The 21,869-nt window shown below is 72.8% G+C and carries 20 protein-coding genes and 2 riboswitches; of the genes, 9 read left to right on the forward strand and 11 right to left on the reverse strand.

What is annotated here, in order from left to right; translation table 11 throughout:
* The first annotated feature begins 92 nt into the window (after positions 1-92).
* On the forward strand, positions 93-515 hold the full coding sequence (locus tag ACIWVC_RS04275) for a hypothetical protein (protein ID WP_396447208.1): 423 nt from the start codon (positions 93-95) through the stop codon (positions 513-515).
* A gap of 108 nt (positions 516-623) precedes the next feature.
* On the forward strand, positions 624-1,673 hold the full coding sequence (gene trpD, locus ACIWVC_RS04280; RefSeq protein ID WP_396447209.1) for an anthranilate phosphoribosyltransferase: 1,050 nt from the start codon (positions 624-626) through the stop codon (positions 1,671-1,673).
* A gap of 48 nt (positions 1,674-1,721) precedes the next feature.
* Here trpD and ACIWVC_RS04285 read toward each other — a convergent pair whose 3' ends face one another.
* Genes ACIWVC_RS04285 through ACIWVC_RS04300 form a run of 4 tightly spaced genes read right to left on the reverse strand, consistent with a single transcriptional unit; the run spans position 1,722 to position 5,734 of the window.
* Positions 1,722-2,531 carry an ABC transporter permease gene (locus ACIWVC_RS04285; RefSeq protein ID WP_396447210.1) on the reverse strand — a complete coding sequence of 270 codons (810 nt, stop codon included), beginning with the start codon at positions 2,529-2,531 and terminating at the stop codon, positions 1,722-1,724.
* The gene (locus ACIWVC_RS04290) at positions 2,531-3,445 is read right to left on the reverse strand and encodes an ABC transporter permease (protein ID WP_396447211.1); all 915 of its coding nucleotides are present in this window, start codon (positions 3,443-3,445) and stop codon (positions 2,531-2,533) included. The genes ACIWVC_RS04285 and ACIWVC_RS04290 overlap by 1 nt, the downstream gene beginning before the upstream one ends.
* The gene (locus ACIWVC_RS04295; protein WP_396447213.1) at positions 3,442-4,653 is read right to left on the reverse strand and encodes an ABC transporter substrate-binding protein; all 1,212 of its coding nucleotides are present in this window, start codon (positions 4,651-4,653) and stop codon (positions 3,442-3,444) included. The genes ACIWVC_RS04290 and ACIWVC_RS04295 overlap by 4 nt, the downstream gene beginning before the upstream one ends.
* A 34-nt stretch (positions 4,654-4,687) precedes the next feature.
* Positions 4,688-5,734 (reverse strand): ABC transporter ATP-binding protein, encoded by a 1,047-nt coding sequence (locus tag ACIWVC_RS04300; protein ID WP_396447214.1) that lies wholly within the window; start codon positions 5,732-5,734, stop codon positions 4,688-4,690.
* Between the two features lie 79 nt (positions 5,735-5,813).
* Between ACIWVC_RS04300 and ACIWVC_RS04305 the strand changes: the two genes are divergently transcribed.
* Both ACIWVC_RS04305 and ACIWVC_RS04310 read left to right on the forward strand, forming a co-directional pair.
* Complete coding sequence (locus tag ACIWVC_RS04305) at positions 5,814-6,530, forward strand: FadR/GntR family transcriptional regulator (RefSeq protein WP_396447215.1); 717 nt, start codon at positions 5,814-5,816, stop codon at positions 6,528-6,530.
* 10 nt (positions 6,531-6,540) lie between these two features.
* Positions 6,541-7,236 carry a hypothetical protein gene (locus ACIWVC_RS04310; RefSeq protein ID WP_396447216.1) on the forward strand — a complete coding sequence of 232 codons (696 nt, stop codon included), beginning with the start codon at positions 6,541-6,543 and terminating at the stop codon, positions 7,234-7,236.
* Between the two features lie 42 nt (positions 7,237-7,278).
* Here ACIWVC_RS04310 and ACIWVC_RS04315 read toward each other — a convergent pair whose 3' ends face one another.
* Genes ACIWVC_RS04315 through ACIWVC_RS04325 form a run of 3 tightly spaced genes read right to left on the reverse strand, consistent with a single transcriptional unit; the run spans position 7,279 to position 10,175 of the window.
* The gene (locus tag ACIWVC_RS04315) at positions 7,279-7,566 is read right to left on the reverse strand and encodes an Lrp/AsnC family transcriptional regulator (RefSeq protein WP_396447217.1); all 288 of its coding nucleotides are present in this window, start codon (positions 7,564-7,566) and stop codon (positions 7,279-7,281) included.
* Between the two features lie 49 nt (positions 7,567-7,615).
* Positions 7,616-8,365 carry a rhomboid family intramembrane serine protease gene (locus tag ACIWVC_RS04320; RefSeq protein ID WP_396447218.1) on the reverse strand — a complete coding sequence of 250 codons (750 nt, stop codon included), beginning with the start codon at positions 8,363-8,365 and terminating at the stop codon, positions 7,616-7,618.
* 4 nt (positions 8,366-8,369) lie between these two features.
* On the reverse strand, positions 8,370-10,175 hold the full coding sequence (locus tag ACIWVC_RS04325) for a DEDD exonuclease domain-containing protein (RefSeq protein WP_396453822.1): 1,806 nt from the start codon (positions 10,173-10,175) through the stop codon (positions 8,370-8,372).
* Positions 10,176-10,514: 339 nt separating this feature from the next.
* Between ACIWVC_RS04325 and ACIWVC_RS04330 the strand changes: the two genes are divergently transcribed.
* The 5 genes from ACIWVC_RS04330 to ACIWVC_RS04350 all read left to right on the forward strand — a co-directional run bounded on the left by ACIWVC_RS04330 (position 10,515) and on the right by ACIWVC_RS04350 (position 17,637).
* On the forward strand, positions 10,515-11,777 hold the full coding sequence (locus ACIWVC_RS04330) for an NYN domain-containing protein (protein WP_396447220.1): 1,263 nt from the start codon (positions 10,515-10,517) through the stop codon (positions 11,775-11,777).
* Between the two features lie 267 nt (positions 11,778-12,044).
* Positions 12,045-13,010 (forward strand): NlpC/P60 family protein, encoded by a 966-nt coding sequence (locus tag ACIWVC_RS04335; protein WP_396447221.1) that lies wholly within the window; start codon positions 12,045-12,047, stop codon positions 13,008-13,010.
* A gap of 497 nt (positions 13,011-13,507) precedes the next feature.
* Positions 13,508-13,707, forward strand: a riboswitch (cyclic di-AMP (ydaO/yuaA leader).
* Positions 13,708-13,859: 152 nt separating this feature from the next.
* Positions 13,860-14,003, forward strand: a riboswitch (cyclic di-AMP (ydaO/yuaA leader).
* An 11-nt stretch (positions 14,004-14,014) separates the two neighbouring features.
* On the forward strand, positions 14,015-14,863 hold the full coding sequence (locus ACIWVC_RS04340; protein ID WP_396447222.1) for a CHAP domain-containing protein: 849 nt from the start codon (positions 14,015-14,017) through the stop codon (positions 14,861-14,863).
* 39 nt (positions 14,864-14,902) lie between these two features.
* The gene (locus ACIWVC_RS04345; RefSeq protein ID WP_396447223.1) at positions 14,903-16,183 is read left to right on the forward strand and encodes a hypothetical protein; all 1,281 of its coding nucleotides are present in this window, start codon (positions 14,903-14,905) and stop codon (positions 16,181-16,183) included.
* Complete coding sequence (locus tag ACIWVC_RS04350; RefSeq protein ID WP_396447224.1) at positions 16,180-17,637, forward strand: M48 family metallopeptidase; 1,458 nt, start codon at positions 16,180-16,182, stop codon at positions 17,635-17,637. Before ACIWVC_RS04345 ends, ACIWVC_RS04350 begins: the two co-directional genes overlap by 4 nt.
* 28 nt (positions 17,638-17,665) lie before the next feature.
* Here ACIWVC_RS04350 and ACIWVC_RS04355 read toward each other — a convergent pair whose 3' ends face one another.
* The 4 genes from ACIWVC_RS04355 to coxB all read right to left on the reverse strand — a co-directional run bounded on the left by ACIWVC_RS04355 (position 17,666) and on the right by coxB (position 21,814).
* Entirely contained in the window at positions 17,666-18,874 is a 1,209-nt protein-coding gene (locus ACIWVC_RS04355; protein ID WP_396447225.1) for an Ig-like domain-containing protein, read from the reverse strand.
* Between the two features lie 205 nt (positions 18,875-19,079).
* Positions 19,080-19,490 carry a cytochrome c oxidase subunit 4 gene (locus ACIWVC_RS04360; protein WP_396447226.1) on the reverse strand — a complete coding sequence of 137 codons (411 nt, stop codon included), beginning with the start codon at positions 19,488-19,490 and terminating at the stop codon, positions 19,080-19,082.
* Between the two features lie 3 nt (positions 19,491-19,493).
* A complete protein-coding gene (ctaD, locus tag ACIWVC_RS04365) occupies positions 19,494-21,161 on the reverse strand; it encodes a cytochrome c oxidase subunit I (RefSeq protein ID WP_396447227.1) in 1,668 nt (555 codons plus the stop codon).
* Positions 21,158-21,814 (reverse strand): cytochrome c oxidase subunit II, encoded by a 657-nt coding sequence (coxB, locus tag ACIWVC_RS04370; RefSeq protein ID WP_396447228.1) that lies wholly within the window; start codon positions 21,812-21,814, stop codon positions 21,158-21,160. The genes ctaD and coxB overlap by 4 nt, the downstream gene beginning before the upstream one ends.
* Between the last annotated feature and the right edge of the window lie 55 nt (positions 21,815-21,869).

Genomic DNA, 21,869 nt, shown 5'->3' on the forward strand with positions numbered 1-21,869 from the left:
ATTGCGCCCCCATCCCGTGAGTGGCGCATGACCCCCCTCCTACCGTTCCCCGAGCGTGTTGCGGGGGTCGGCGACCCGGTACCCTCACGTGCATGAGCACCGCCCCGGAGAGCCCGATGAAGGTCCTCGTCTACAGCGACGACGCGAACGTCCGCGCCCAGATCCGCATGGCCGTCGGGCGCCGTCCCGCCGCCGACCTGCCGAAGGTCGAGTTCGTGGAGGTCGCGACCCAGCCCGCCGCCGTGGCGCGGCTGGACCAGGGCGACATCGACGCCGCGATCGTCGACGGCGAGGCGCAGCCCGCCGGCGGGCTGGGCGTGTGCCGGCAGGCCAAGGACGAGGTGTACGACTGCCCGCCGTTCCTCGCGCTCATCGGCCGCCGCGACGACGGCTGGCTCGCCACCTGGTCGCGCGCCGACGCCGTCGCGAGCCTGCCGATCGACCCGATGGCGCTGGCCGACGCGCTCGCCGGGCTGCTGCGGCAGCGCCGCGAGAGCCGCCTCCCGGCCCTGTAGCACCTCCCGGGCCCGTAGCATCTCCCGGCCCGGGAAGCACCGGCCCGGCCCTTGGAAGCAGCCCTGTAGAAGCAGCCCTGTAGAAGCGGCAGAGACCCGGTAGGGGACATGGACGCGCGCACCAGCTGGCCCGCACTGCTCAACGCCCTGCTCTCGGGCGACTCGCTGTCCAGCGAGGAGACCGCCTGGGCCATGAACAGCATCATGGCCGGGGAGGCCACGGACGTGCAGATCGCGGGCTTCGCGGTCGCGCTGCGCGCCAAGGGCGAGACGGTCGAGGAGGTCACCGGCCTCGCCGAAGGGATGATGGACAACGCCACCCGCATCGAGGTGCCGGGGCCCATCGCCGACCTCGTCGGGACGGGCGGCGACCGCGCCCACACCGTCAACGTCTCCACGATGGCCGCGGTGGTCGCCGCCGCGTCCGGCGTCCGGGTCGTCAAGCACGGCAACCGGGCCGCGTCGTCCTCGTGCGGCGCCGCCGACCTGCTGGAGCACCTCGGCGTCGCCATCGACCTGCCGCCGGAGGCCACCGCGCGGATCGCCGGGGAGCTCGGCATCACGTTCTGCTTCGCGCCGCTCTACCACCCGGCGCTGCGGCACGCGTCCCGGACGCGCAGCGAGCTCGGCACGCCGACGGTGTTCAACTTCCTCGGCCCGCTGACCAACCCGGCGCGTCCCGCCGCCCAGGCGGTCGGCGTGTTCCACCCGCGGATGGCGGGCGTCATCGCGGGCGTGTTCGCCGGGCGGGGCTGCTCCTCGCTGGTGTTCCGCGGCGACGACGGGCTGGACGAGCTGACCACCACCGGCACCTCCACGGTGTGGGTGGTCCGCGAGGGGACGGCGACGGAGACGACGTTCGACCCGTCCGACCTCGGCATCCCGCCCGCGCGGCCGGAGGACCTGCGCGGCGCCGACGCGGCGTTCAACGGCCGGGTGGCGCGCGAGACGTTCGCGGGCGCGAAGGGGCCGGTCCGCGACATGGTGCTGCTGAACGCGGCCGCGCTCATCACCGCCTACGAGGGCGCGCCGCCCGCCGCCGAGCTGACCGCCGCGCTGGGCGACGCCTACGGCCGCGCCGCGCGGGCCGTCGACTCGGGCGCGGCGAGCGACCTGCTCGACCGCTGGATCGAGACCTCCCAGGCGCTGCGCGGCTGACCTAGCGGCCGCCCCGCGGCCGGCCTCGGCCGCCCCGCGGCAGCGCCCTCAGGCCACGCTCCGGGCGCCGCTGGAGATGCGCTGGGCGATGTAGATCGGGACGACCGACAGCACGATCAGCGCCGCGGCGAGGACGTTCACCACCGGTGCCTGGTTGGGGCGGAACAGGTTGTTGAAGATCCAGATCGGCAGCGTTGTGGCGCCCGGGCCGGCGGTGAACGTGGTGACGATGATCTCGTCGAAGGACAGCGCGAACGACAGCAGGCCGCCCGCGAGGAACGCCGAGCGCAGCGCGGGCAGCGTCACGAGGCGGAACGTCTGGAAGGTGTCGGCGCCGAGGTCGGCGGACGCCTCCTCCAGGCTCGTGCCGGTGCGGCGGAGCCGGGCCAGCACGTTGTTGTAGATGGTGACGACGCAGAACGTCGCGTGCCCGACGATGACGGTGAACAGGCCGAGCCCGATCCCGAGCGGCTTCAGCACCACCTGGAAGGCGTTGCTGAGCGCGATGCCGGTGACGATGCCGGGCAGCGCGATCGGCAGGATGACGACGAGCGACACCGTCTCGCGTCCGAAGAACCTGTACCGCGACACGGCGAACGCGGCCATCGTGCCGAGGACGAGCGCGATGGCCGTCGCGCCGAGCCCCGCCTTGACGCTGGTGAGGACGGCCTGCCGGGCGCCCTCGTTGTCCAGCGCCTGCGACCACCAGCGGCCGGTGAAGCCGGGCGGCGGCCAGCCGAACGTCTTGTCGGCGTTCACCGAGTTGACCAGCACGACGAGCAGCGGCACGTAGATGACCGCGAGGCCGAGGACCATGAGGACGCGCAGCGCGATCCGCGCGGCGGGCGGGAAGGTCATCACAGCTCCCTGAGCGCGCCGGTGCGGCGGGCGGCGGCGAGGTACCCGAGCATCACCACGACCGGGATCGTGGCGACGGCCGCGGCGAACGGCAGATTGTTGGCGGCGCCGATGTTGTCGTAGACGACGTTGCCGAGCAGCTGCTGCGAGCCGCCGACGATCTTCACGGTGATGTAGTCGCCGAGCGACAGCGAGAACGTGAAGATGGACCCGGCCACCAGGGACGGGAACACCAGCGGCAGCATCACCGTGCGGAACGTGCGCAGCGGCCGGGCGCCGAGGTCGCCGGCCGCGTCCAGCAGCGAGTCCGGGAGCCGCTCCAGCCCGGTGTAGACGGGCAGGATCATGTACGGCAGCCACAGGTAGGACAGGACCAGCACGGTCGCGGTGAGGCCGTAGCCGGGGCTGCCGAGCCCGAGCGGCTTCAGCGCCTCGTCGAGCAGGCCGCCCTGCTGCAGCATCACCCGCCACGCGTACGCCTTGACGAGGTAGGCGGCCCACAGCGGCGCCAGGATCGCGATCATCAGGTAGGGCCGGTGCCGCGGCCTGGCGACCTTGGCCATGTACAGCGCCATGGGGAAGCCGATGGCGGTGTCGATCAGGGTGACGGCGACCGCGACGCCGAGGCTGCGCAGCGCGACCGTGCGGTAGACGGGCTCGTCCAGCAGCGTGCGGAAGTTGGCGAGGGTGAACCGCCGGACGACCTCGCCGGTGAAGACGTCGGTCGACCAGAACGCGGTGAGGAAGATGGCGGCGAGTGCGCCGAGGTAGACGACGACCAGCCAGGCGAGCGGCGCCGAGAGCAGCAGCGACAGCCGCAGCCGGGGGCGGCGGTGCAGCAGGGCCGCCGCCCGGCGCCGGACCCCCGGCGCCGGGCGGGCGCCCTCACCGCCGGTGAGGGCGGGGGCGGTCATCCCTTGATCGTGGTCCACGCCTGGGTCCACTTGGAGTAGTCGACGCACTTGACGTCGGTGCGCCCGTCGAGGCACTGCGCGATCGGCGTCGTCCAGAAGTGCACCTTGGAGAAGTAGTTCTCGTCGGTGGCGTGGAAGGTGTCGCAGAAGTGCTCGTCCGCGGTCTCCCCGCACGCCTTGGCGTTGGCCGGCGCCTCACCGAACCATTCGGCGACCTGCGCGTTCACCTTGGGCGACACGATCCAGTCGAGCCACTTGTAGGCGCAGTTCGGGTGCTTCGCCTTCGCCGCGACCATCCAGGTGTCCGACCAGCCGGTCGAGCCCTCCTTGGGCAGGGTCACCTTCACCGGCGCCTTCTCCGCCTCGGCGAGGTTCGCGATGACCTGCCACGTCGTCCCGAGGACGGAGTCGCCGCTCTTGAACGCCTGGACCTCCTTGGTGTAGTCGGACCAGTACTCGCCGATCAGCCCGCGCTGCGTCTTCAGCAGCTCGACGGCAGCGTCGAACTGCTTCTGGTCGAGCGCGTACGGGTCCTTGATGCCGAGCTCGGGCTTGGCCGACATGAGGTAGAGGGCGGCGTCGGCGATGTAGATCGGCGAGTCGTAGGCGGTGATCGCGCCCTTGTAGGGCGAGTTCGCGTCGAACACCGCGCCCCACGAGTCGGGGGCGGGCTTCACCTTGTCGCTGCGCCACATGAGCAGGTTGGCGCCGCGGCCGTGCGGGATGCCGTAGGAGACGCCGTTCACCGAGTTCCAGGGCTTCATCTTCAGCCCGGCGAAGACGTCGGCGTAGTTCGGGACGAGCCCGGTGTTGACCGGCGCGACCGTCCCGGAGGCGATGAGCCGCAGCGACGCGTCGCCGGAGGCGGAGACCGCGTCGTACTCGCCGGTCTTCATCAGCGTGACCATCTCGTCGGACGTCCCGGCGACCTTGGTGTTGACCTTGCAGCCGGTCTGCTTCTCGAACGGGGTGACCCAGTCGACCTTCGGGTCGTTGGAGCCGTCCTCGGCGTAGCCCGCCCACGCGACCAGGTCGACCTCGCCCTCGCCCGCGCCGAGCGACTGCTGCATCGGGATCTTCGGGACGGTGAAGCCGCCCTGCCCGGCGCCGGACGCCCGGCCGCCCGAGCCGCCGTCGCCGCAGGCCGCTGCCGTCAGCCCGATCGCCAGCGTCGCCGCGGCGGCGAGCGCCATGCGCGTGGACCACATGGGGAACTCCTTGTTTTCGGGGGTTGGGGGTGAATCAGGAGGCGGGCGCCGGCGCCGGGTCGGTGCCCGTGCCGGCGTCCGAGACGTGGAACTCGTGCGATTCGTGCCAGCTGATCCGGACGCGCGCGCCGCGGCGGCCCAGCACGTCCATGGAGGTGGTCCGCAGGTTCTGCTGCAGCGCGACGACCCGGTCCCCCGACTCCAGGTCGATGACGAAGCGGGTCACCGCGCCCGCGTAGACGACTTCGGCGACCGTGCCGGACGCGCGCCGCTCCCCCGCGCCGGGCGCGTCCCCGTCCGGCTCGCCGCCCTCCGCGGCGACGTGGATCTTCTCCGGCCGGACGCAGACGCCGCCGATCCGGTTGGACGTCCCCACGAACCCCGCGACGAACTCGGTCGCGGGCCGCTCGTACACCTCGGCGGGCGTGCCGACCTGCTCGATCCGGCCCCCGTTGAGGACGGCGACCCGGTCGCTCAGGGTCAGCGCCTCCTCCTGGTCGTGCGTGACGAACACGAAGGTGATGCCGGCCCGCCGCTGCAGGCTCTTCAGCTCGACCTGCATCTCCTCGCGCAGCTTCAGGTCGAGCGCGCCGAGCGGCTCGTCGAGCAGCAGCACCTTCGGCTCGTTGACCAGGGCGCGGGCGAGCGCCACCCGCTGCCGCTGGCCGCCGGACAGCTCGGCGGGGCGGCGCGCCTCCAGCCCGTCCAGCCGGACGCCGCGCAGCGCCTCCAGCGCCCGCTCGCGGCGCTCGGCGCGCGGCACCCGCCGCACCTTGAGCCCGTACTCGACGTTGCGGAGCACGTCCATGTGCGGGAAGAGCGCGTAGTCCTGGAAGACGGTGTTGACGTCGCGGTCGAACGGCGGGAGGCCGGTCACGTCCCTGCCGCCGAGCTCGACGGTCCCGGACGTGGGGCGCTCGAAGCCCGCGATGAGCCGCAGCACCGTCGTCTTCCCGGATCCGGACGGGCCGAGCATCGAGAAGAACTCGCCGTCCCCGATGTCGAGGTCGACGCCCGCCACCGCCTCGACCGAGCCGAAAGCCTTGCGCAGATCGCGGAGCCTCACCGCTGTCACCGGCATGACCGAAAACATATGGATTCATAGGTTTCAGTTCAAGTGATGTTCCGGTATCACTGTGTGCGACACCGGGAGGGGGGCCATGAACAGCGCGCACCTGGTCGTGTTCGCTCCCGTCGACAACACCGCGCGGGTGCACGCGGTCGTGCGGCGGCTCACCGACGCGATCGCGCTCGGCCTCCTCGGCGACGGCGAGCAGCTGCCGAGCGAGACCGACCTCGCCGCGCATCTCGGGGTCTCGACCGTCACACTACGCGAAGCGCTGATGGCCTTGCGTCAGCAAGGGCTCATCGAGACCCGGCGCGGGCGCGGCGGCGGGAGCTTCGTCCGGGCGCCGGCCAGGCCGTTCGACCTCGACGAGCGGCTCGGTTCGCTCAGCGCGGAAGAGCTCCGCGATCTCGGCGACCACTACGCCGCCATCGCCGGCGCCGCCGCCCGCCTGGCCGCGCTGCGCTCGCTGCCCGGCGACGTCCGGCGGCTGCGCCGCTCGCTCGCGGAGATGGCGGCCACCGAGGCCGGCGCGGGGATGTGCCGGCTGGACGGCCGGCTGCACCTGGAGGTCGCCGCCGCGTCCCAGTCGGGCCGGCTCACCCGCGAGGAGATCCGGCTGCAGGCCGAGATCGGGCCGCTGGTGTGGGCCGTGCACGACCTGCCGGACCGGCGCGGCCGGGTCGACGCCGAGCACGCCGGGATCGTCGACGCCATCGAGGCCGCGGACGATGCCCGCGCCCGCGATGTAGCTGAAAGTCACGTCTTGAATGCGGTAGAACGTCTCATTGAACGACGGCTCGCACTCTGAGAGGGGTCCCATGCCCGCCGAGCCACCGGCCGTCGGCGCGGCGGCGGCCCACGTCCGCGCGACCCTGGACGGCGTGTTCGCGGCCGTCGACCGGGTCCGCGACGCGACCGCCCGGTGCCTGGCGGACGCCGGACGCGCCGGCCGCGCCCCCGTCCGCGCCGACCTGGCCGCGCTGCGCCCGCTGCTGCTCGCCCGGCTCGGCCCGCTGATCTGCGGCCTCGGGTTCATCGCCGCGCCGCAGCTGCTCGCCGACGCCGCCTGGTACATGGAGTGGTGGCAGACCGGCCCCGGCGGCCGCCCGTCCCAGCTGCTGCGCGACCTGGACCCCGAGCGCAGCGCCCTCTACGACTACACGCGCTGGGAGTGGTTCACCGGGCCGGAGAGCGGCGCGGAGCGGACCGTCTGCGGCCCCTACGTCGACTACCTGTGCAGCGACGAGTACGTCCTGACGCTGTCGGTGCCCGTGCACGTCGCCGGGGCCTTCGCGGGCGTCGCCGCGGCGGACGTCTTCGCCCGGACGTTCGAGAACGAGATCGTCCCCGCGCTGCGCGAGATCCCGGCGCCCGCGTTCGTCGTCAACGCCCCCGGCCGGGTCATGGCGTCCAACACCGCGAGCTGGCCGCCGGGGGCCGCCTACCGCGCGAACCCCGCCCACTCGGCGCACCGGTGCGGCGACCTGTCCCTGTCCCTCGTCACCGCGGGCTGAGAGCCCCCCGTCACCGAGCCCCCCGTCACCGCGGGCGGGGCCTCAGTCGGCGTCGGGGAGGCCCAGCGCGAACGCCTGCTCCAGGTCGTGCTGGGAGTAGGTGCGGAAGGCGATGTGGGTCTCGGTGCCGACGACGCCGTCGACCTTGTTGAGCCGGCCCGGGATGACGTCGTTCAGCTCCTCGTGCCGGCGCACCCGGACCATCGCCATGAGGTCGTGGCCGCCGGTGATGGAGTAGACCTCGCTGACGCCGTCCAGCGCGGCGATCGTCTCGGCCACCTCGTGGATGCGCGCGACGTCGGCCTTGACGAACACGATCGCAGTGACCACTTCACCCTCCCGTACAGTCGGCTGCCACGACCCTATCGGCGGGCCCGGATCAGCCGCGGCTCAGGGCGGCCAGCCGCCCGGCCGGGCCGGCGCGGCGGGCGAGGAGGGCGAACGCCACCCCCGCCACGAAGCCGTAGATGTGCGCGGTGTAGGCGACGTTGCTCTTCTCGTCGCCGAGCGACAGCCACTGCAGGACGAACCAGTACCCCAGCACCACCCACACCGGCAGCCGGACCACGATGACCGGCGGCACCCAGCTGACGATGCGGCCGCGCGGGTTGAGGATCACGTAGGCGCCCATCACCCCGGCGATGGCCCCGGACGCGCCGATCAGCGGGACGGTCGAGTCGGGCGACGTCCACGCGAACCCGTAGACGGCGACGAGCCCGAACGCCAGGTAGGCGAGGAGGTAGCGCCACCGGCCGAGCCGGTCCTCGACGCCCATGCCGACGACGAACAGCGCGACCAGGTTGCCCAGCAGGTGCAGCGCGCCCGAGTGCAGGAACATCGAGGTGAACGCCGACGTCCAGGGCGCCTTGCGGAACCCGGCCGGCCCGCACTCGTGCACGATCTCGGTCGGCAGCGGCTGCTGGTCGCCGGTGGTCAGCTCCTTGGGCACCGCGCCGTACTCGTAGGTGAAGTGCGCCGCCTTGCACTGGCGGACCGCGTCCTCGCCGTACCAGGCGGCGAAGTTCGACATGGGGGTGAGCAGGAAGACCACCACGTTGGCCGCGACCAGCAGGTACGTCACCCACGGGACGCGGCGCGCCGGCTGGCTGTCGTAGAGGGGCAGTGCCACAGGGTCACCTTAGTGGGCGCCCGGCCCTCGTCCGGGACGGCTCGGGCGGCTCGTACGCCCGGTCGTAGGCGCGGTCGATCCACTCGCGCAGCCCCTCGGCGCCGTGCGCCGGGCACGTCCACGCGCCGTCGACCTCGACGAGCCGGACGCCGGGCAGGTCGAGCCAGCGCAGCACGCACTCCATCTCCTCGGCGGTGGCGCCCGCGGACGGGGGCTCGCCGAGCGCGACGCCGCCGGGCGCCTCGCCGGACGGAGGGAACACCGTCTCGGCGGTGGCGATGAGCGCGTCCACGTACGGGCGGGGCTGGGCGTGCGGCGGGACGGTCCCGGCGGCGGCGAGCCGCCCGTACCGCACGACCGACAGCTCCCAGCCGCCGTCGAACGCGGGCCGCGCCGCGACCAGCTGCGGGAGCCGGGCCAGCGCGGCGAGCCGCTGCCCGCGCGCCGCGGCGCGGACGAACGCGGCGAGCCGGTCGCGCTGGGCGGCGGCCTCCTCGTAGCGCAGCTCCGCCGCGAGCCGGTCGATGCGCACCCGCGCGGCGGCCACCACGGGCCGCACGTCGCCCTCCATGACCGAGCGCGCGGTCTCGGCGTGCACGGCGTAGGCGTCGGCGGACTCGCGGCCGTCGCAGGGCGCGCCGCAGCGCCCGATCTCGGCGAGCGCGCACGCGCGGGCCTTGCCGCGCTCGATGAGCCGGAGCGTCAGCCGCTGGGTGCACTGGCGCAGCGGGACGGCCTCGTGCAGCGCCGCGCGCGCCTCCTCGGCCTGCCGCCGGGACGGGATCGGCCCGAGGTAGCGGGCGCCGTCGGCGCGGCATTCCCGGACGATCGACAGCCGCGGGAACGGCTCCACGGTCAGCTTCAGCCAGATGGCCCGCTCGGGGAACTTCGAGCGGCGGTTGTAGCGCGGCTTGTGCTCGGCGATCAGCCGCAGCTCGCGGACCTCGGCCTCCAGGCCGGTGGCGCACACGATCGTGCGGACGTTCTCGGCGAGCCCGACCATCTCGCGGACCCGCCAGCGCGTCTCCGAGCCGGTGAAGTAGCTGCGCACGCGCGAGCGCAGGTCGCCGCTCTTGCCGACGTAGAGGACCTCGCCGGCGTGGTCCTCGAAGAGGTAGACGCCGGGGGTGCTCGGCACGTCGTCGGCGAGGTGGCGCTTGCGGCGCTGCTCGGGGGTGGGCGCCTTGGCGAAGCTCCGCATCTCCTCCAGCGAGGTGACGCCGAACGAGCCGAGCCGCTCGATGAGGCCGTGCAGGACCTCCACGGTGGCGCGGGCGTCGGCGAGGGCGCGGTGCGTCGGCTCGTTGGACGTGCGGAAGAAGCGGGCCAGGGTGCCGAGCTTGCAGTTGGGCACCTCGTCCCGGGACAGGACGCGGCGCGCCAGGTCGACGGTGTCGACCACGGGGAACGCGGGCCAGGCGTAGCCGTTCGCGGCGCAGGCGCTCTTGAGGAAGCCGATGTCGAACGGGGCGTTGTGCGCGACGAGCACGCAGCCGCGCGCGAACTCCAGGAAGGCGGGCAGCACCGACTCGATGCGCGGCGCGGCCGTCACCATCGCGGTGGTGATGCCGGTGAGCGCCGTGATGAACGGCGGTACCGGCCCGCCGGGGTCGACCAGCGTGGCCAGCTCGCCGAGCTCCTCTCCCCCGCGCACCTTCACCGCGCCGATCTCGGTGATGGCCGAGTCGGCGGCCGAGCCGCCCGTCGTCTCCAGGTCGACCACCACGAAGGTGACCTCGGAGAGCGGAGTGCCGAGGTCGTCCAGCGTCCCCTGTATCCCAGGCCCCCGGACACCGTGCGCAGCCGTCATGTGCGCGACCGTAGAGGACGCCACCGACAGAAGCCCGGGCCGCTAGGGTTGGGGGGCGCCCGCGCGTCCCGGCGCGCCGGGGGGCCGCGGGGCCGGTCCGGGGGAGCCCGGCGCGATCCGCCCGGCGCACGTCCGCCCTGGTCGCTCGCCGATTAGGACGAGGGGCGGCAGGGAAGACACAGCCCACCGGCGGCGTAGCCCGGAAGGAGCGGGATCATCGACAGCGGCCCCGAAGCGACCCCCGGCTGCGCGGAGTCCGGCGGGCAGGCCCCCCGTCCCGCGGGGGCGGCCCCTGAGCCCCCTCGGGAGGAGCGGCTGAACCGGCCCCTCCCCGAGCCGGTGCGGCAGTCCGTGGTGGAGGCGGCCGCCGAGCTGATCGGGGCGCTGGCCCCCGACGAGGTCCCCGCGCCGCTGCGCCGGTTCGCGCGCTTCGAGCGGCGCAAGCGCGCCAAGCTCGCCGGGCAGCACATCGCGGCGGTGCTGGAGAAGGACCCCGGCTTCCGGGCGCGGGTCGCCGAGCCGCTGCGCGAGGCGCAGGCCGACCTGGTGGAGGCCGTCGAGGGCGGCAGCGTGCCGCCCGCCGCCGACCCGGTGCGCGTCGCGGTGCTGGCCTACCTGCTGCGGCCCCCGGGCTGGACGGGGCTCGTCGAGTCCGCGCGCGCCGAGCTGGAACGCTCCGCGACCGCGTCGGAGGAGGAGGCCGCCGAGCGGCGCGTCGCCGCGCTGCGGGAGGAGCTGGCCACCGCGCGTGCGGCGCGCTCCGCCGAGCTGGACAAGGTGCGCGCCGAGCTGCGCGAGACCAAGGCCGAGGTGGCCGAGCTGCGCCGCAAGCTGCACGAGGCCCGCACCCGGTTCCGGGCGGCGGAGGAGCGCGCGGACGCGCTCGCGGCCGAGAGCGAGCGGGAGCTGGCCGCCGCGCGCGAGTCGACCGCCGCGTCCGAGAAGGAGCTGCGGAGGCTGCGGGCCCGCGCCGCGCGGGCGGAGGCCGCCGCGGAGGCCGCCAAGCGGGCCGCGCGCGAGGGCCGCAACGTCGACGACGTGCGGCTGCGGATGCTGCTCGACACGCTCGTGGACGCGGCGCAGGGCGTCCGCCGCGAGCTGGCGCTGCCGTCCACGATCGGGCGCCCCGCCGACCTGGTCGGCGGGCAGGCGCACCGGGCGCTGCCCGGCCGGGCGCTGTCCGACGGCGACCCGCAGCTGCTCGACCGGCTGCTGACCCTGCCGCAGGTGCACCTGGTGGTGGACGGCTACAACGTCACGAAGACCGGGTACGGCGAGCTGCCGCTGGCGGACCAGCGCAACCGGCTGGTGTCCGGGCTCGGCGGGCTCGCGGCGCAGACCCGCGCGGAGGTGACGTGCGTGTTCGACGGCGCCGAGCTGGACGCGCCGGTGGCGATCGCGGCGCCGCGCGGCGTGCGGGTGAAGTTCAGCGCCCCGGGGCAGACGGCGGACGAGCTGATCGCCGAGCTGGTGCGGGCCGAGCCGCCGGGCCGCCCCGTGGTCGTGGTGTCCTCGGACCGCGAGGTCGCCGACGCGGCCCGCCGCGCCGACGCCCGGCCCTGCCCGTCCACGCTCCTGCTGCGCCGGCTGGGCCGGTCCTAGGCCGCACCGGCATAAGGAAGCCATAAGGCTGCGATAAGGGACGGGTCGCACTCCGTGATCATTTCGTCACGAAAACGAGACAATGATCGTCGATGTCAATTAAAGAGTGACGAACCGGTTGTGACGGGTGTTGCCCGTCGCTAATGTCGTCCGCTGACGTCGTGGACGAGAGGGGCGAAACCGACCGTGGCCAAAGATCTCATCGGGGCACCAGCGAAGGGGCGTGACCGGAGAGGCGGCTCGGCGAGAAGAGGCGCTTCGCGCCGCATGGCGGCCGTCGCCTGCCTCACCCTGACGGCCTCCCTCGCGTCTCCCCCGATGGCGGCGCACGCCGACCCCAAGCCGACCAGGGCGCAGGTCCAGAAGAAGCTCACCAAGCTCGCCGAGCAGACGGACCAGTTGGTCGAGCAGTACAACCAGCTCCGGGAGAAGCTCAAGGTCGCCAAGAAGAAGTTCGACAACGCGGCGGACGCGGCCAAGCGGGAGCAGGCGGCCTTCGAGGAGCAGCGCTCCAAGATCGCCCAGATGGCGGCCGCCGCCTACAAGAACGGCGACTCCGCGGACGTGACGGGCTTCGTCGGCAGCAAGGACCCGCAGGCGATCCTCGACCAGGCGGCCGTGTTCTCCCACCTGTCGCACGAGCGCAGCTCCCAGCTCACCCAGTTCCTCGCGACCGCCCAGCGGCTCCGCCGCGAGGAGTCGCAGGCCAAGACCGCCCTCGACGAGGTCAAGGCCAAGACCAAGGAGCTGCAGGCGAAGAAGAACAAGCTCGACAAGGAGGTCGCCAAGCAGAAGAAGCTGCTGCGCAGCCTCGGCGGCGGCACCTCCTCCGGCGGGTCCTCGGGCGGCACCGGCGGCACCTACAACGGCCCGGCCAGCGGCCCGGCCCGCAAGGCGCTCGACTTCGCCTACGCGCAGCTCGGCAAGCCGTACCAGTACGGCGCCGAGGGCCCGAACTCCTACGACTGCTCCGGCCTCACGATGAAGGCGTGGGCGGCCGCGGGGGTCAACATCACCCGCACGACCAACTCGCAGTACGCCGCGACCAAGCGGGTGGCGAAGAGCGACCTGCAGCCCGGCGACCTGGTCTTCTTCAGCGGCCTCGGCCACGTCGGCATGTACGTGGGCGGCGGCAAGATGATCCACGCCCCGCGCACCGGCAAGACCGTCGAGGTGGTCAGCATCACCTCGGGCTACTACCTGAGCAACTACTACGGCGCCGGGCGCCCCTGACGCCCCGCCCCGCACGCCCCTCGCGGGTGTGACGGAGCTCTCCCCGACGACGGACCAGGTCTGACCTGGTCCGTTGTTGATTTTGGGGGGGTTTGCCTTCTGTTGGGGCTTTGGTACCTTGTCACCACCCCGGCGCCCTCCAGACGCCGTGGCCCCGCGGCGCCCACCAGGCGCCTCGGTCCCACGCGGCGCATCCAGCCGCCGCGTACCGGCGGCGCGAGCCACGCGCCGTCCTCCCTCCCCGGGCGACACGATCCACGTGCCGTCCAGCGGCACCGGACGGTGCCGCGGCGGTCCGCCCCCGGACCGCGGCCGGCCCGGCCACCGTGCGCACGCTCACGGCGTGCATGGCGCTGAGAGCGCAGCCACGGCGGTCCTCGCGGGTCAGGCCCCCAGGACGCCCCGGCAACGGCCGGCGTCCGCGCACAACATCAGGAGCCGCTCGTTCGCACGCGGGAGACAGGTCCCGCGCCGGGCCCCATCTCGCCCCCAGGAACGCAGCGGCAGCGCCGAGTCCGCGTCAACGCGGAACCGGGGACCCACACCGCCGGAGTCCGGGAGACCTCCCGGACGGGCATTCCGGCACCCGGGGTGAATCGGTGCGTCTCTCCCGGCCCCGTTCCGGTAGAGCCCGCCGTAGGGCCACTTCCACGCCCGAACCCGTCAGCTAACCCGGTAGGCGTCTGGAAGAACGAAGGAGTGAGTTCCGCAGCGTTGCCTGGGCGTGGCCGCCCGACGCGCGGCCACGCCCGAGCACACTGCACTCCGCGGACGCCCCCGTCCCGCGGAGCCCCCATCCGAACCGGCGTGCCCTCCGGCACGCCACCGCCGAGTCCGCGGTCCGCCGCGCGCACACGCGCGCCCGGACGCGGAGCCGGGGACCCATCGTGTCCTTTTTCGGGGTGAATCGGCATGCCCGCCATGGGCGGCCGTAGGGCGGCTTCCACGCCCGAACCCGTCAGCTAACCCGGTAGGCGGCATGGAAGTCGAGGAGATGTCCCCCCGTGCCAGGCGCACATCGCAAGAAGACAGCGGGCAAGCACCGCAAGCCCTCCACCCTGTCCGTCACCTGGCGGACGACCGGCGGCGTGCTCGTCGGCGCCGCCGTGCTCGGCACCGCCGCGGCCACCGCGCAGGCGTCCGTCCTGCCGTTCGCCTCCGCGCCGGCGGCCGCCGCGGCGGCCGGCGTCACCACGGCGAAGAAGGCCGCCGGCGGCTCGTCCAAGGGCGCGTCCAAGGACAGATCGGCCCGGACGGCGGAGAAGGCCCCCGGGAAGCCCGGGAAGAGCCCGGACGGCCAGCGCCCGCGGGGCGGGCCGGTGAAGAAGCCGAAGGCGGCCGCCCCCGGGAAGTCCGGGGACGCGCGGCCCACCGCCGAGGAGGCCATCGAGATCGCCAAGTCGCAGGTGGGCGTCACCGAGGACGGCGGCGGCGAGACCAAGTTCCAGAAGTGGTACATGGGCACCGCCCGCGCCAAGGAGACCGTCGCCCGCGACGGCGGCTCCATCAGCGGCTACAGCGACGCGCAGTGGTGCGACATGTTCGTCTCCTGGGTCGGCGAGCAGCTCGGCTTCACCGACCAGATCGGCATCGACGCCTGGACGGTCGCCCACGCCCGCTGGTTCCGGCAGCACGGCCGCTGGGGCACCGAGCCGCGGCCCGGCGCGATCGTCTTCTACGCGTGGAGCGGCGGCAAGGCCGTCAAGGACATCCGGCACGTCGGCATCGTGGTCAAGAAGATCGACGGCGACACCATCGAGGCCGTCGAAGGCAACACCGGCAACGCCGTCAAGATCAAGAAGCGCTCGGCCGACGACGTCGTCGGCTACGGATACCCCGACTACCGGTCATGACGGCGCTCCGGGCGGCGCGGGCTGCATAGGATCGCGGCCATGGAGGACGGTCCGGAGCGCGGGGGCTCCCTGTCGCGGCGCAGGGTCCTCGCCCTCGGCGCGGGCGGCGCCGCCGCGCTGCTGGCGGGCGGCGCCGGCCTCCTCGGCGCCCGGCCGGGCGGCGGCGCGCCGCCGCGGGACCGCGCCTCCCGCGGCGATCCGTCCGGCGCGGCCGGGGCGTTCGCGCCCGAGGCCGCCGCCCCCCTCTTCGCCAACCGCGCGCGAGCCGTGCGGGACGGCGACCGCGCCGCCTTCCTCGCCACGGTCGGCAGTGCGCCCCGGGCGTTCCAGGACGTCCAGTCCCGCATGTTCGACAACCTCCGCAGGCTTCCCCTGGAGGGCTGGCAGGAGCGCGTCGTCGCCACCCAGGCGGCGGACGGGAGGGGCGCCGTCGTCCGCACGGAGATGCGCTACAGGCTGCGCGGCTACGACAGGGGCTACGCGGCCCGCACCCGCTACCTCGCCCTGGCGCCGCGCTCGGGCTCCTGGACGGTCGTCGGGGACGGAGCGTCCCACGGGCTCACCGACGACGCCTGCATCTGGGACGGCGGCCCCCTGAGCGTGGTGAAGGGCCGCGCCGGCCTCGTCATAGGCGACGCGGGCGGCCTCGAAGGCATCGCCGAGCGCCTGGACGCCGCCGTGCCCGTCGTCACGAGCGTCGTCGGCCGCGGGTGGGCGCAGCGGGTCGTCGCCCTCGTCCCCGCGGACACGGCCCTCGCGTCGGCGCTCGCGGGCCCCGGCCAGAGCCTCGACGAGATCGCCGCGCTCGCGACCGTCGTGCCGGCGGCGGGCGCCGGCCGGGGCGAGGACCGCGTCATCGTCTCCCCCGGCACCTTCGGCCGCCTCAACGGCCTCGGCCGCGACGTCGTCCTCACCCACGAGCTGACCCACGTCGCCATGGGCGGCGCCCGCGACCGGCGGACCCCGCTGTGGCTCATCGAGGGCTTCGCCGACTACGTCGGGTACCGGCGCGTCAAGATCAGCGTGCGGTCGGCGGCGGGCGAGCTGCGCCGCGAGGTCGCCGCGGGGCGGGTCCCGGCCGCGCTGCCTGCGGCGGCCGCGTTCGCGGGCGGCTCCCCGCGCCTGTCCCAGGCGTACCAGGAGTCCTGGCTCGCCTGCCGGATGGTCGCCGACCGGTACGGTGAGGCGGCGCTCGTCCGGCTCTACCGGACGGCCGGGCGCGTCTCGGAGGCCGCCGCGCTGCGCGACGTGCTCGGTCTCACCCGGGACCGCTTCACCGCCCTCTGGCGCGACTACGTGAAGAAGGAGCTGCTCAGATGAGCGAGCGAAGCGATCCGGAGGACGCCGGGGGCCGTCCCCCCATGAAGGACCTGGCGGACGAACGGGCGGACGAGCGGGCGGGCGAGGCGCGGGGCGAGAGCGCGGAGGGCGGAGCGTCCGGTGCCGCGCGGGCGCGGCGGCCCCGCGTCGCCGCGGCCGTCGCCGCCGCCGTGCTGTTCGCCGCCGTCGCGGCCGTCCTCGCGCTGACCACCCCGTGGAACCCGCTGCCGGGGCATGTGCCCGGCGGCCGCGTGCGGGCCGATCCCGCGCTCGACTTCACGCCGGCCGAGATCGCCCGCTCCAGGGCGTTCGACTCGGCCGTCAACCCGCCCGCGTACGCGGGGCTCCTGGCCGGCGTCGCGGTGATCCTCGTCCTCGGTTTCACGCCGCTCGGCGCCCGCTTCATCGGCCTGGTCACCGCCCGCACCCGGCGCCGCCCCCTCAAGGTCATGGTCGCGGCGGCGGCGCTGACGGCGCTGCTGCGCGTCGCCGGGCTGCCGTTCGACGTGTGGCGCGAGTCGGTGCTGCGCCGGTACGGGCTGTCCACGCAGAGCCGGCCCGCGTGGCTCGTCGACCAGCTGAAGTCGCTCGGCGTCACGTGGGTCATCTGCACGATCGCGCTGCTGCTCCTGTACGCCCTCGTCCGCCGGTTCCCCCGCTACTGGTGGACGGGCGCCGCCGCCGGGGGATTCCTCCTCGTGGTGCTGGTGTCGTTCATCTACCCGGTGGTCGTCGAGCCGGTGTTCAACGACTTCCACTCGCTGCGGCAGGGGCGGCTGCGCACCGAGCTCCTCGCGATGGCGGAGCGGGACGGAGTGCCCGTGAAGGACGTCCTGGTCGCGGACGCCTCCCGCCGGACGACGTCGCTGAACGCCTACGTGTCCGGGTTCGGCTCCACGCGCCGCATCGTCCTCTACGACACGCTGCTGAGGTCCCCGCGCCCGCGGATCGAGTCGATCGTGGGGCACGAGCTGGGCCACGCCAAACGCGACGACGTCCTGTGGGGCACGCTCGTGGGCGCGCTGGGCATCGCGGGGGCCCTGTGCCTCCTCTACCTCCTGATGACCTCTCCGCGGCTCCTGCGGCGCGCGGGGGTCGATCCCGGCGGCGCGCCGGACGAGCCGGACGGCCGGCGCGGCGCGGCGGACCCGCGCACCATCGCGCTGCTGCTCGCGCTCGTCACCGCCGGGACGCAGCTCGCCGCGCCCGTGCAGAACCTGGTCAGCCGGCGCATCGAGGCCCGCGCGGACGCGCACGCGCTGAACCTCACCCGCGACCCGTCGACGTTCGTGTCCATGCAGCACGAGCTGTCGGTGCGCAACATCTCCGACCTGAGCCCCGACGCCCTGGAGTACGTCCTCTGGATGACGCACCCGTCCGGGCCCGACCGGATCGCGATGGCCCGCGACTGGGCGCGCATGAACGGGGTCGGGGTCCCGCCGCCGCTCCGCTGAACGGGCACGGCGGCGGGACGCGCGGCGGTCAGTTCCCCTCGGCGCCCTGCTTCGCCGGCGCCTCGGGGTTCCGGCCCTGCTGCGAGGACAGCGTCGCCGCGTCCGCGTGCGGCGCGGTCGTCACCGGCCGCTTCAGCGCGCTGCCCTTCACCCAGTCGTTCCAGCCGAGCTGCCAGTAGCCCCAGCCGTTGTCGGGCTCCAGCTCCCGCTTGCTGCCGGTCACCTTCACCACGTCGCCGCGTTGGCTGAGCTTGTAGAACCACTTGGCGTTGGACGGGCTGATGTTGATGCACCCGTGGCTGACGTTCTCGTGCCCCTGGGAGCCGACGGACCACGGCGCGCTGTGCACGTACTCGCCGCTGTTGGAGATCCGCACGGCCTTGTACACGGTCAGGCTGTAGCCGCCGGGGCTTCCGGGACTGATGCCCATCCACTCCGACGTCATGGTGGTGGGGTCCTCCTTCGCCATCGTCAGGTGGACCCCGTTGGTGGTCGTGTACATGCGCGCGCCGCCCTTGCCCATGCTGGTCGGGATGGTGCGGGCCTTCTTGCCGTTGACCATCACGACCATCTTGTGGGTGTCCTCGCCCGCCGTCGACACGTGCGAGTCGCCGATCTTGAAGTCGACGGAGTAGTTGCGGCCGCCGTACACGTTCCCGCCGGTGCGCACGCCGCTGAGGTGCGCCGTGAACTTCACGTTCGTGTGGGCGGGCCAGTACTGCCTGGTGCGGAACACGACCTGCTGGTCGCCGAACCAGTGCCAGGCGCCCTCCACGGTCCTGTCCGCGGTGACCTCCAGCGCCCGCTCGACCGCCGCCCGGTCCTTCACCGGGCGCTCGAAGTTCATGACGATCGGTATGCCGACGCCCACCGTCTCCTTGTCGTAGGGCGCCTCGATCGTCACGTCGTTGGTCTTCTCGACCTCGGCGGTGGTGAAGCGGCTGGAGACCGTCCTGGTCTTGCCGTCCTCACCGAGCGCCGTCGCGGCGACGGTGTACGTCCTGCCCGGCTCCAGCGACCAGCGCGACCGCCACTGCGTCCGGTCGGCGCTGAGGTCGCCCTCGACCACGCCGTCCTTCGTCGACACCGTGACGTTCTCGATCGTCCCGCGCTGCGCACGGACGTCGATCCGGCTGTCCGGCTTGAGCTTCCCGCCGCCGCTCGCGGGCGACACCGCGAGCCGCACGGTCTCCACGGCGTCCGGTTCGCGCCCCGAGCACGCCGCGGCCCCCGCCACGACGGTCGCGCCTACGAGCACGGCGGCGGCGCGCCGCCCCCCGCATCCCGGTCCCGAGCCCCCCACCCGCATGTGGTCCCCCCGGTCGTCCTCCTGGGCGATCGGTCCGCCTGCCCAGCCCGGTCGCTGGAACGGCGCCCAGTATGTGAAAGGGCCGGTACCCGCTAAATGCGGACACCGGCCCTTGATGGGGTTCTTTTACCGACTAGTGGGCGAAATGACCCCGGTAGTACTCGAAGACCAGACCGAGCGTGGTCAGGATCGCGCAGCAGACGCCGAAGATGACGAGCCACCAGCCGAACACGATGCCGAGCGCGACGGCCGCGGCCGACAGCGCCACGAACAGCGGCCACCAGCTGTGCGGGCTGAAGAAGCCCACCTCGCCGGCGGCGTCCGCGATCTCGCCCTCGGGGTCGTCCTCGTACAGCGGGCCCGCGTTCGCGCGCTCGAGGCGGCGCACCGTGAAGTGGATGTAGAACCCGATGAGCCCGGCGAGGCCGACGGCCAGCCCGAGCACCGAGGTGCCCGTCCAGTCGTTCGACCACAGCCAGTACACGACGTCGGTGGCGAGGAAGAAGACCGCCGTGCCGTAGAACATGAACGCTTGGACGCGCATCGGCTACTCCCCCTTCGTCCCGGCGAGCTCGCCCTTCGCACCCACGTAGGGGTGGTGCAGGTCGAACGCCGGCCGCTCGGAACGGATCTTCGGGATCGAGTTGAAGTTGTGCCGGGGCGGCGGGCACGACGTCGCCCACTCCAGCGAGTTGCCGTAGCCCCACGGGTCGTCCACGTCGACCTTCTTGCCCTTCTTCCACGTGATGTAGACGTTGTAGAAGAACGGCAGCATGGAGGCGCCGAGCAGGAACGAGAAGATGGTCGAGACCTCGTTCAGCCCGTGGAACTCGGCCGCGTAGTCGGCGTACCGGCGCGGCATGCCCGAGGCGCCCAGCCAGTGCTGGACGAGGAACGTGCCGTGGAAGCCGATGAACAGCATCCAGAAGTGCACGTGGCCGAGCCGGTCGTTCAGCATCTTGCCGGTGAACTTGGGCCACCAGAAGTAGAAGCCCGAGAACATCGCGAACACGACGGTGCCGAAGACGACGTAGTGGAAGTGCGCCACCACGAAGTAGGTGTCCGACAGCTGGAAGTCCATCGGCGGGGACGCCAGGATGACGCCGGTCAGCCCGCCGAAGAGGAACGTCACGAGGAAGCCGAGCGAGAACACCATCGGCGCCTCGAACGTGAGCTGTCCTCGCCATATCGTTCCCACCCAGTTGAAGAACTTGATGCCGGTCGGCACCGCGATGAGGAACGACATGAAGGAGAAGAACGGCAGCAGCACCTGGCCGGTGACGAACATGTGGTGGGCCCACACGGTGATGGACAGGCCCGCGATGCTGATGGTCGCGAAGACCAGGCCGATGTAGCCGAAGACCGGTTTGCGGCTGAACACCGGGAGGACTTCCGTCACGATGCCGAAGAAGGGCAAGGCGATGATGTAGACCTCCGGATGCCCGAAGAACCAGAACAGGTGCTGCCACAGCAGCGCGCCGCCGTGCGAGGCGTCGAAGATGTGCGCGCCGAGCTTGCGGTCGGCCTCAAGGGCCAGCAGCGCCGCCGCCAGCGGCGGGAAGGCCAGCAGCACCAGGATGGAGGTCAGCAGGACGTTCCAGGTGAAGATCGGCATCCGGAACATCGTCATGCCGGGCGCCCGCATGCACAGGATCGTGGTGATGAAGTTGACACCGCCCATGATGGTGCCGAAGCCCGACATGGCCAGGCCCATCACCCAGAGGTCGCCGCCCACGCCTGGCGAGCGGACCGCGTCCGACAGCGGGGCGTAGGCGAACCAGCCGAAGCTGGCCGCGCCGCCGGGGGTCAGGAAGCCCGACAGCGCGATCAGGCTGCCGAACAGGAACAGCCAGTACGCCAGCATGTTCATCCGCGGGAACGCCACGTCCGGCGAGCCGATCTGCAGCGGCATGATGACGTTGGCGAAGCCGGCGAACAGCGGCGTCGCGAACATCAGCAGCATGATCGTGCCGTGCATCGTGAACAGCTGGTTGAACTGCTCGTTGCTGACGACCTGCAGCCCCGGATCGAACAGCTCCGTGCGGATGATAAGGGCCAGCACGCCGCCGAACAGGAACATGAAGAACGAGGTGATCAGGTAGAGGTAGCCGATCACCTTGTGGTCGGTGGACGACAGCCAGGAGGCGATGAGGCGCCCCTTGCTCGTCCGCGGCGCGGTGATCGGAGCGCTCGGGGCGTGACTCGTGGCGGTCACTTGCCACCTCCCGCGGCCAGTCGCTGCTTCGAATCAGCGATGAACTTGTCGTACTGCTCCGGCGTCACGACCTTCAGCTGGAACAGCATCCGGCTGTGGTCGACGCCGCAGAGCTCGGCGCAGCGGCCCTCGTAGGTGCCGAGCTTGGTCGCCGTGAACTCGAACTCGTTGGTGTACCCCGGCATGACGTCCTTCTTGTAGATCAGCGCGGGTACCCAGAACGAGTGGATGACGTCGTCGGAGTGCAGCCGCACCCGGACGGTCTTGCCGGCGGGGATCGTCAGGACGGGCTTGCCGTAGGCGGGCCCGTTGGGGGCCACCGGCACCCCGGTGACGGAGGCGACGGTCTCGTCGCCCTGCTTGTAGTCGAACCGCCAGCTCCACTGGAACCCGGTCACGTCGACGACCACCTGCGGGTTGTCGGTGGTCTTCTCGACGAAGTTCTCGTCGCGGGCGGTGAAGTAGAACAGGACCGCGATGATGACGAACGGGACCGCCGTGTAGAGGATCTCGATCGGCATGTTGTAGCGGACCTGCGGCGGCAGGTCGTCGGAGCGCTTCCGGTGGAACAGGATCGCCCAGATGATCAGGCCCCAGACGACGGCCCCGACCGCGAACGCCGCGATCCAGGAGCCCTGCCACAGGTGCAGCATGCGCTCGCCTTGGACGCTGATCGGCTCGGGCAGGCCCAGCCGGGTACCACTGCAG

This window comes from Actinomadura sp. (genome assembly GCF_044508335.1).
In the GTDB taxonomy this organism is placed as follows: Bacteria; Actinomycetota; Actinomycetes; order Streptosporangiales; family Streptosporangiaceae; genus Spirillospora.

Bases quoted from the DNA above. Each gene is read 5' to 3' on its own strand.
- ACIWVC_RS04275 (WP_396447208.1), top strand. From the start codon at position 93: ATGAGCACCGCCCCGGAGAGCCCGATGAAGGTCCTCGTCTACAGCGAC.
- trpD (WP_396447209.1), top strand. From the start codon at position 624: ATGGACGCGCGCACCAGCTGGCCCGCACTGCTCAACGCCCTGCTCTCG.
- ACIWVC_RS04285 (WP_396447210.1), bottom strand. From the start codon at position 2,531: ATGACCTTCCCGCCCGCCGCGCGGATCGCGCTGCGCGTCCTCATGGTC.
- ACIWVC_RS04290 (WP_396447211.1), bottom strand. From the start codon at position 3,445: ATGACCGCCCCCGCCCTCACCGGCGGTGAGGGCGCCCGCCCGGCGCCG.
- ACIWVC_RS04295 (WP_396447213.1), bottom strand. From the start codon at position 4,653: ATGTGGTCCACGCGCATGGCGCTCGCCGCCGCGGCGACGCTGGCGATC.
- ACIWVC_RS04300 (WP_396447214.1), bottom strand. From the start codon at position 5,734: ATGCCGGTGACAGCGGTGAGGCTCCGCGATCTGCGCAAGGCTTTCGGC.
- ACIWVC_RS04305 (WP_396447215.1), top strand. From the start codon at position 5,814: ATGAACAGCGCGCACCTGGTCGTGTTCGCTCCCGTCGACAACACCGCG.
- ACIWVC_RS04310 (WP_396447216.1), top strand. From the start codon at position 6,541: ATGCCCGCCGAGCCACCGGCCGTCGGCGCGGCGGCGGCCCACGTCCGC.
- ACIWVC_RS04325 (WP_396453822.1), bottom strand. From the start codon at position 10,175: ATGACGGCTGCGCACGGTGTCCGGGGGCCTGGGATACAGGGGACGCTG.
- ACIWVC_RS04335 (WP_396447221.1), top strand. From the start codon at position 12,045: ATGGCGGCCGTCGCCTGCCTCACCCTGACGGCCTCCCTCGCGTCTCCC.
- ACIWVC_RS04345 (WP_396447223.1), top strand. From the start codon at position 14,903: ATGGAGGACGGTCCGGAGCGCGGGGGCTCCCTGTCGCGGCGCAGGGTC.
- ACIWVC_RS04350 (WP_396447224.1), top strand. From the start codon at position 16,180: ATGAGCGAGCGAAGCGATCCGGAGGACGCCGGGGGCCGTCCCCCCATG.
- ACIWVC_RS04360 (WP_396447226.1), bottom strand. From the start codon at position 19,490: ATGCGCGTCCAAGCGTTCATGTTCTACGGCACGGCGGTCTTCTTCCTC.
- coxB (WP_396447228.1), bottom strand. From the start codon at position 21,814: ATGCTGCACCTGTGGCAGGGCTCCTGGATCGCGGCGTTCGCGGTCGGG.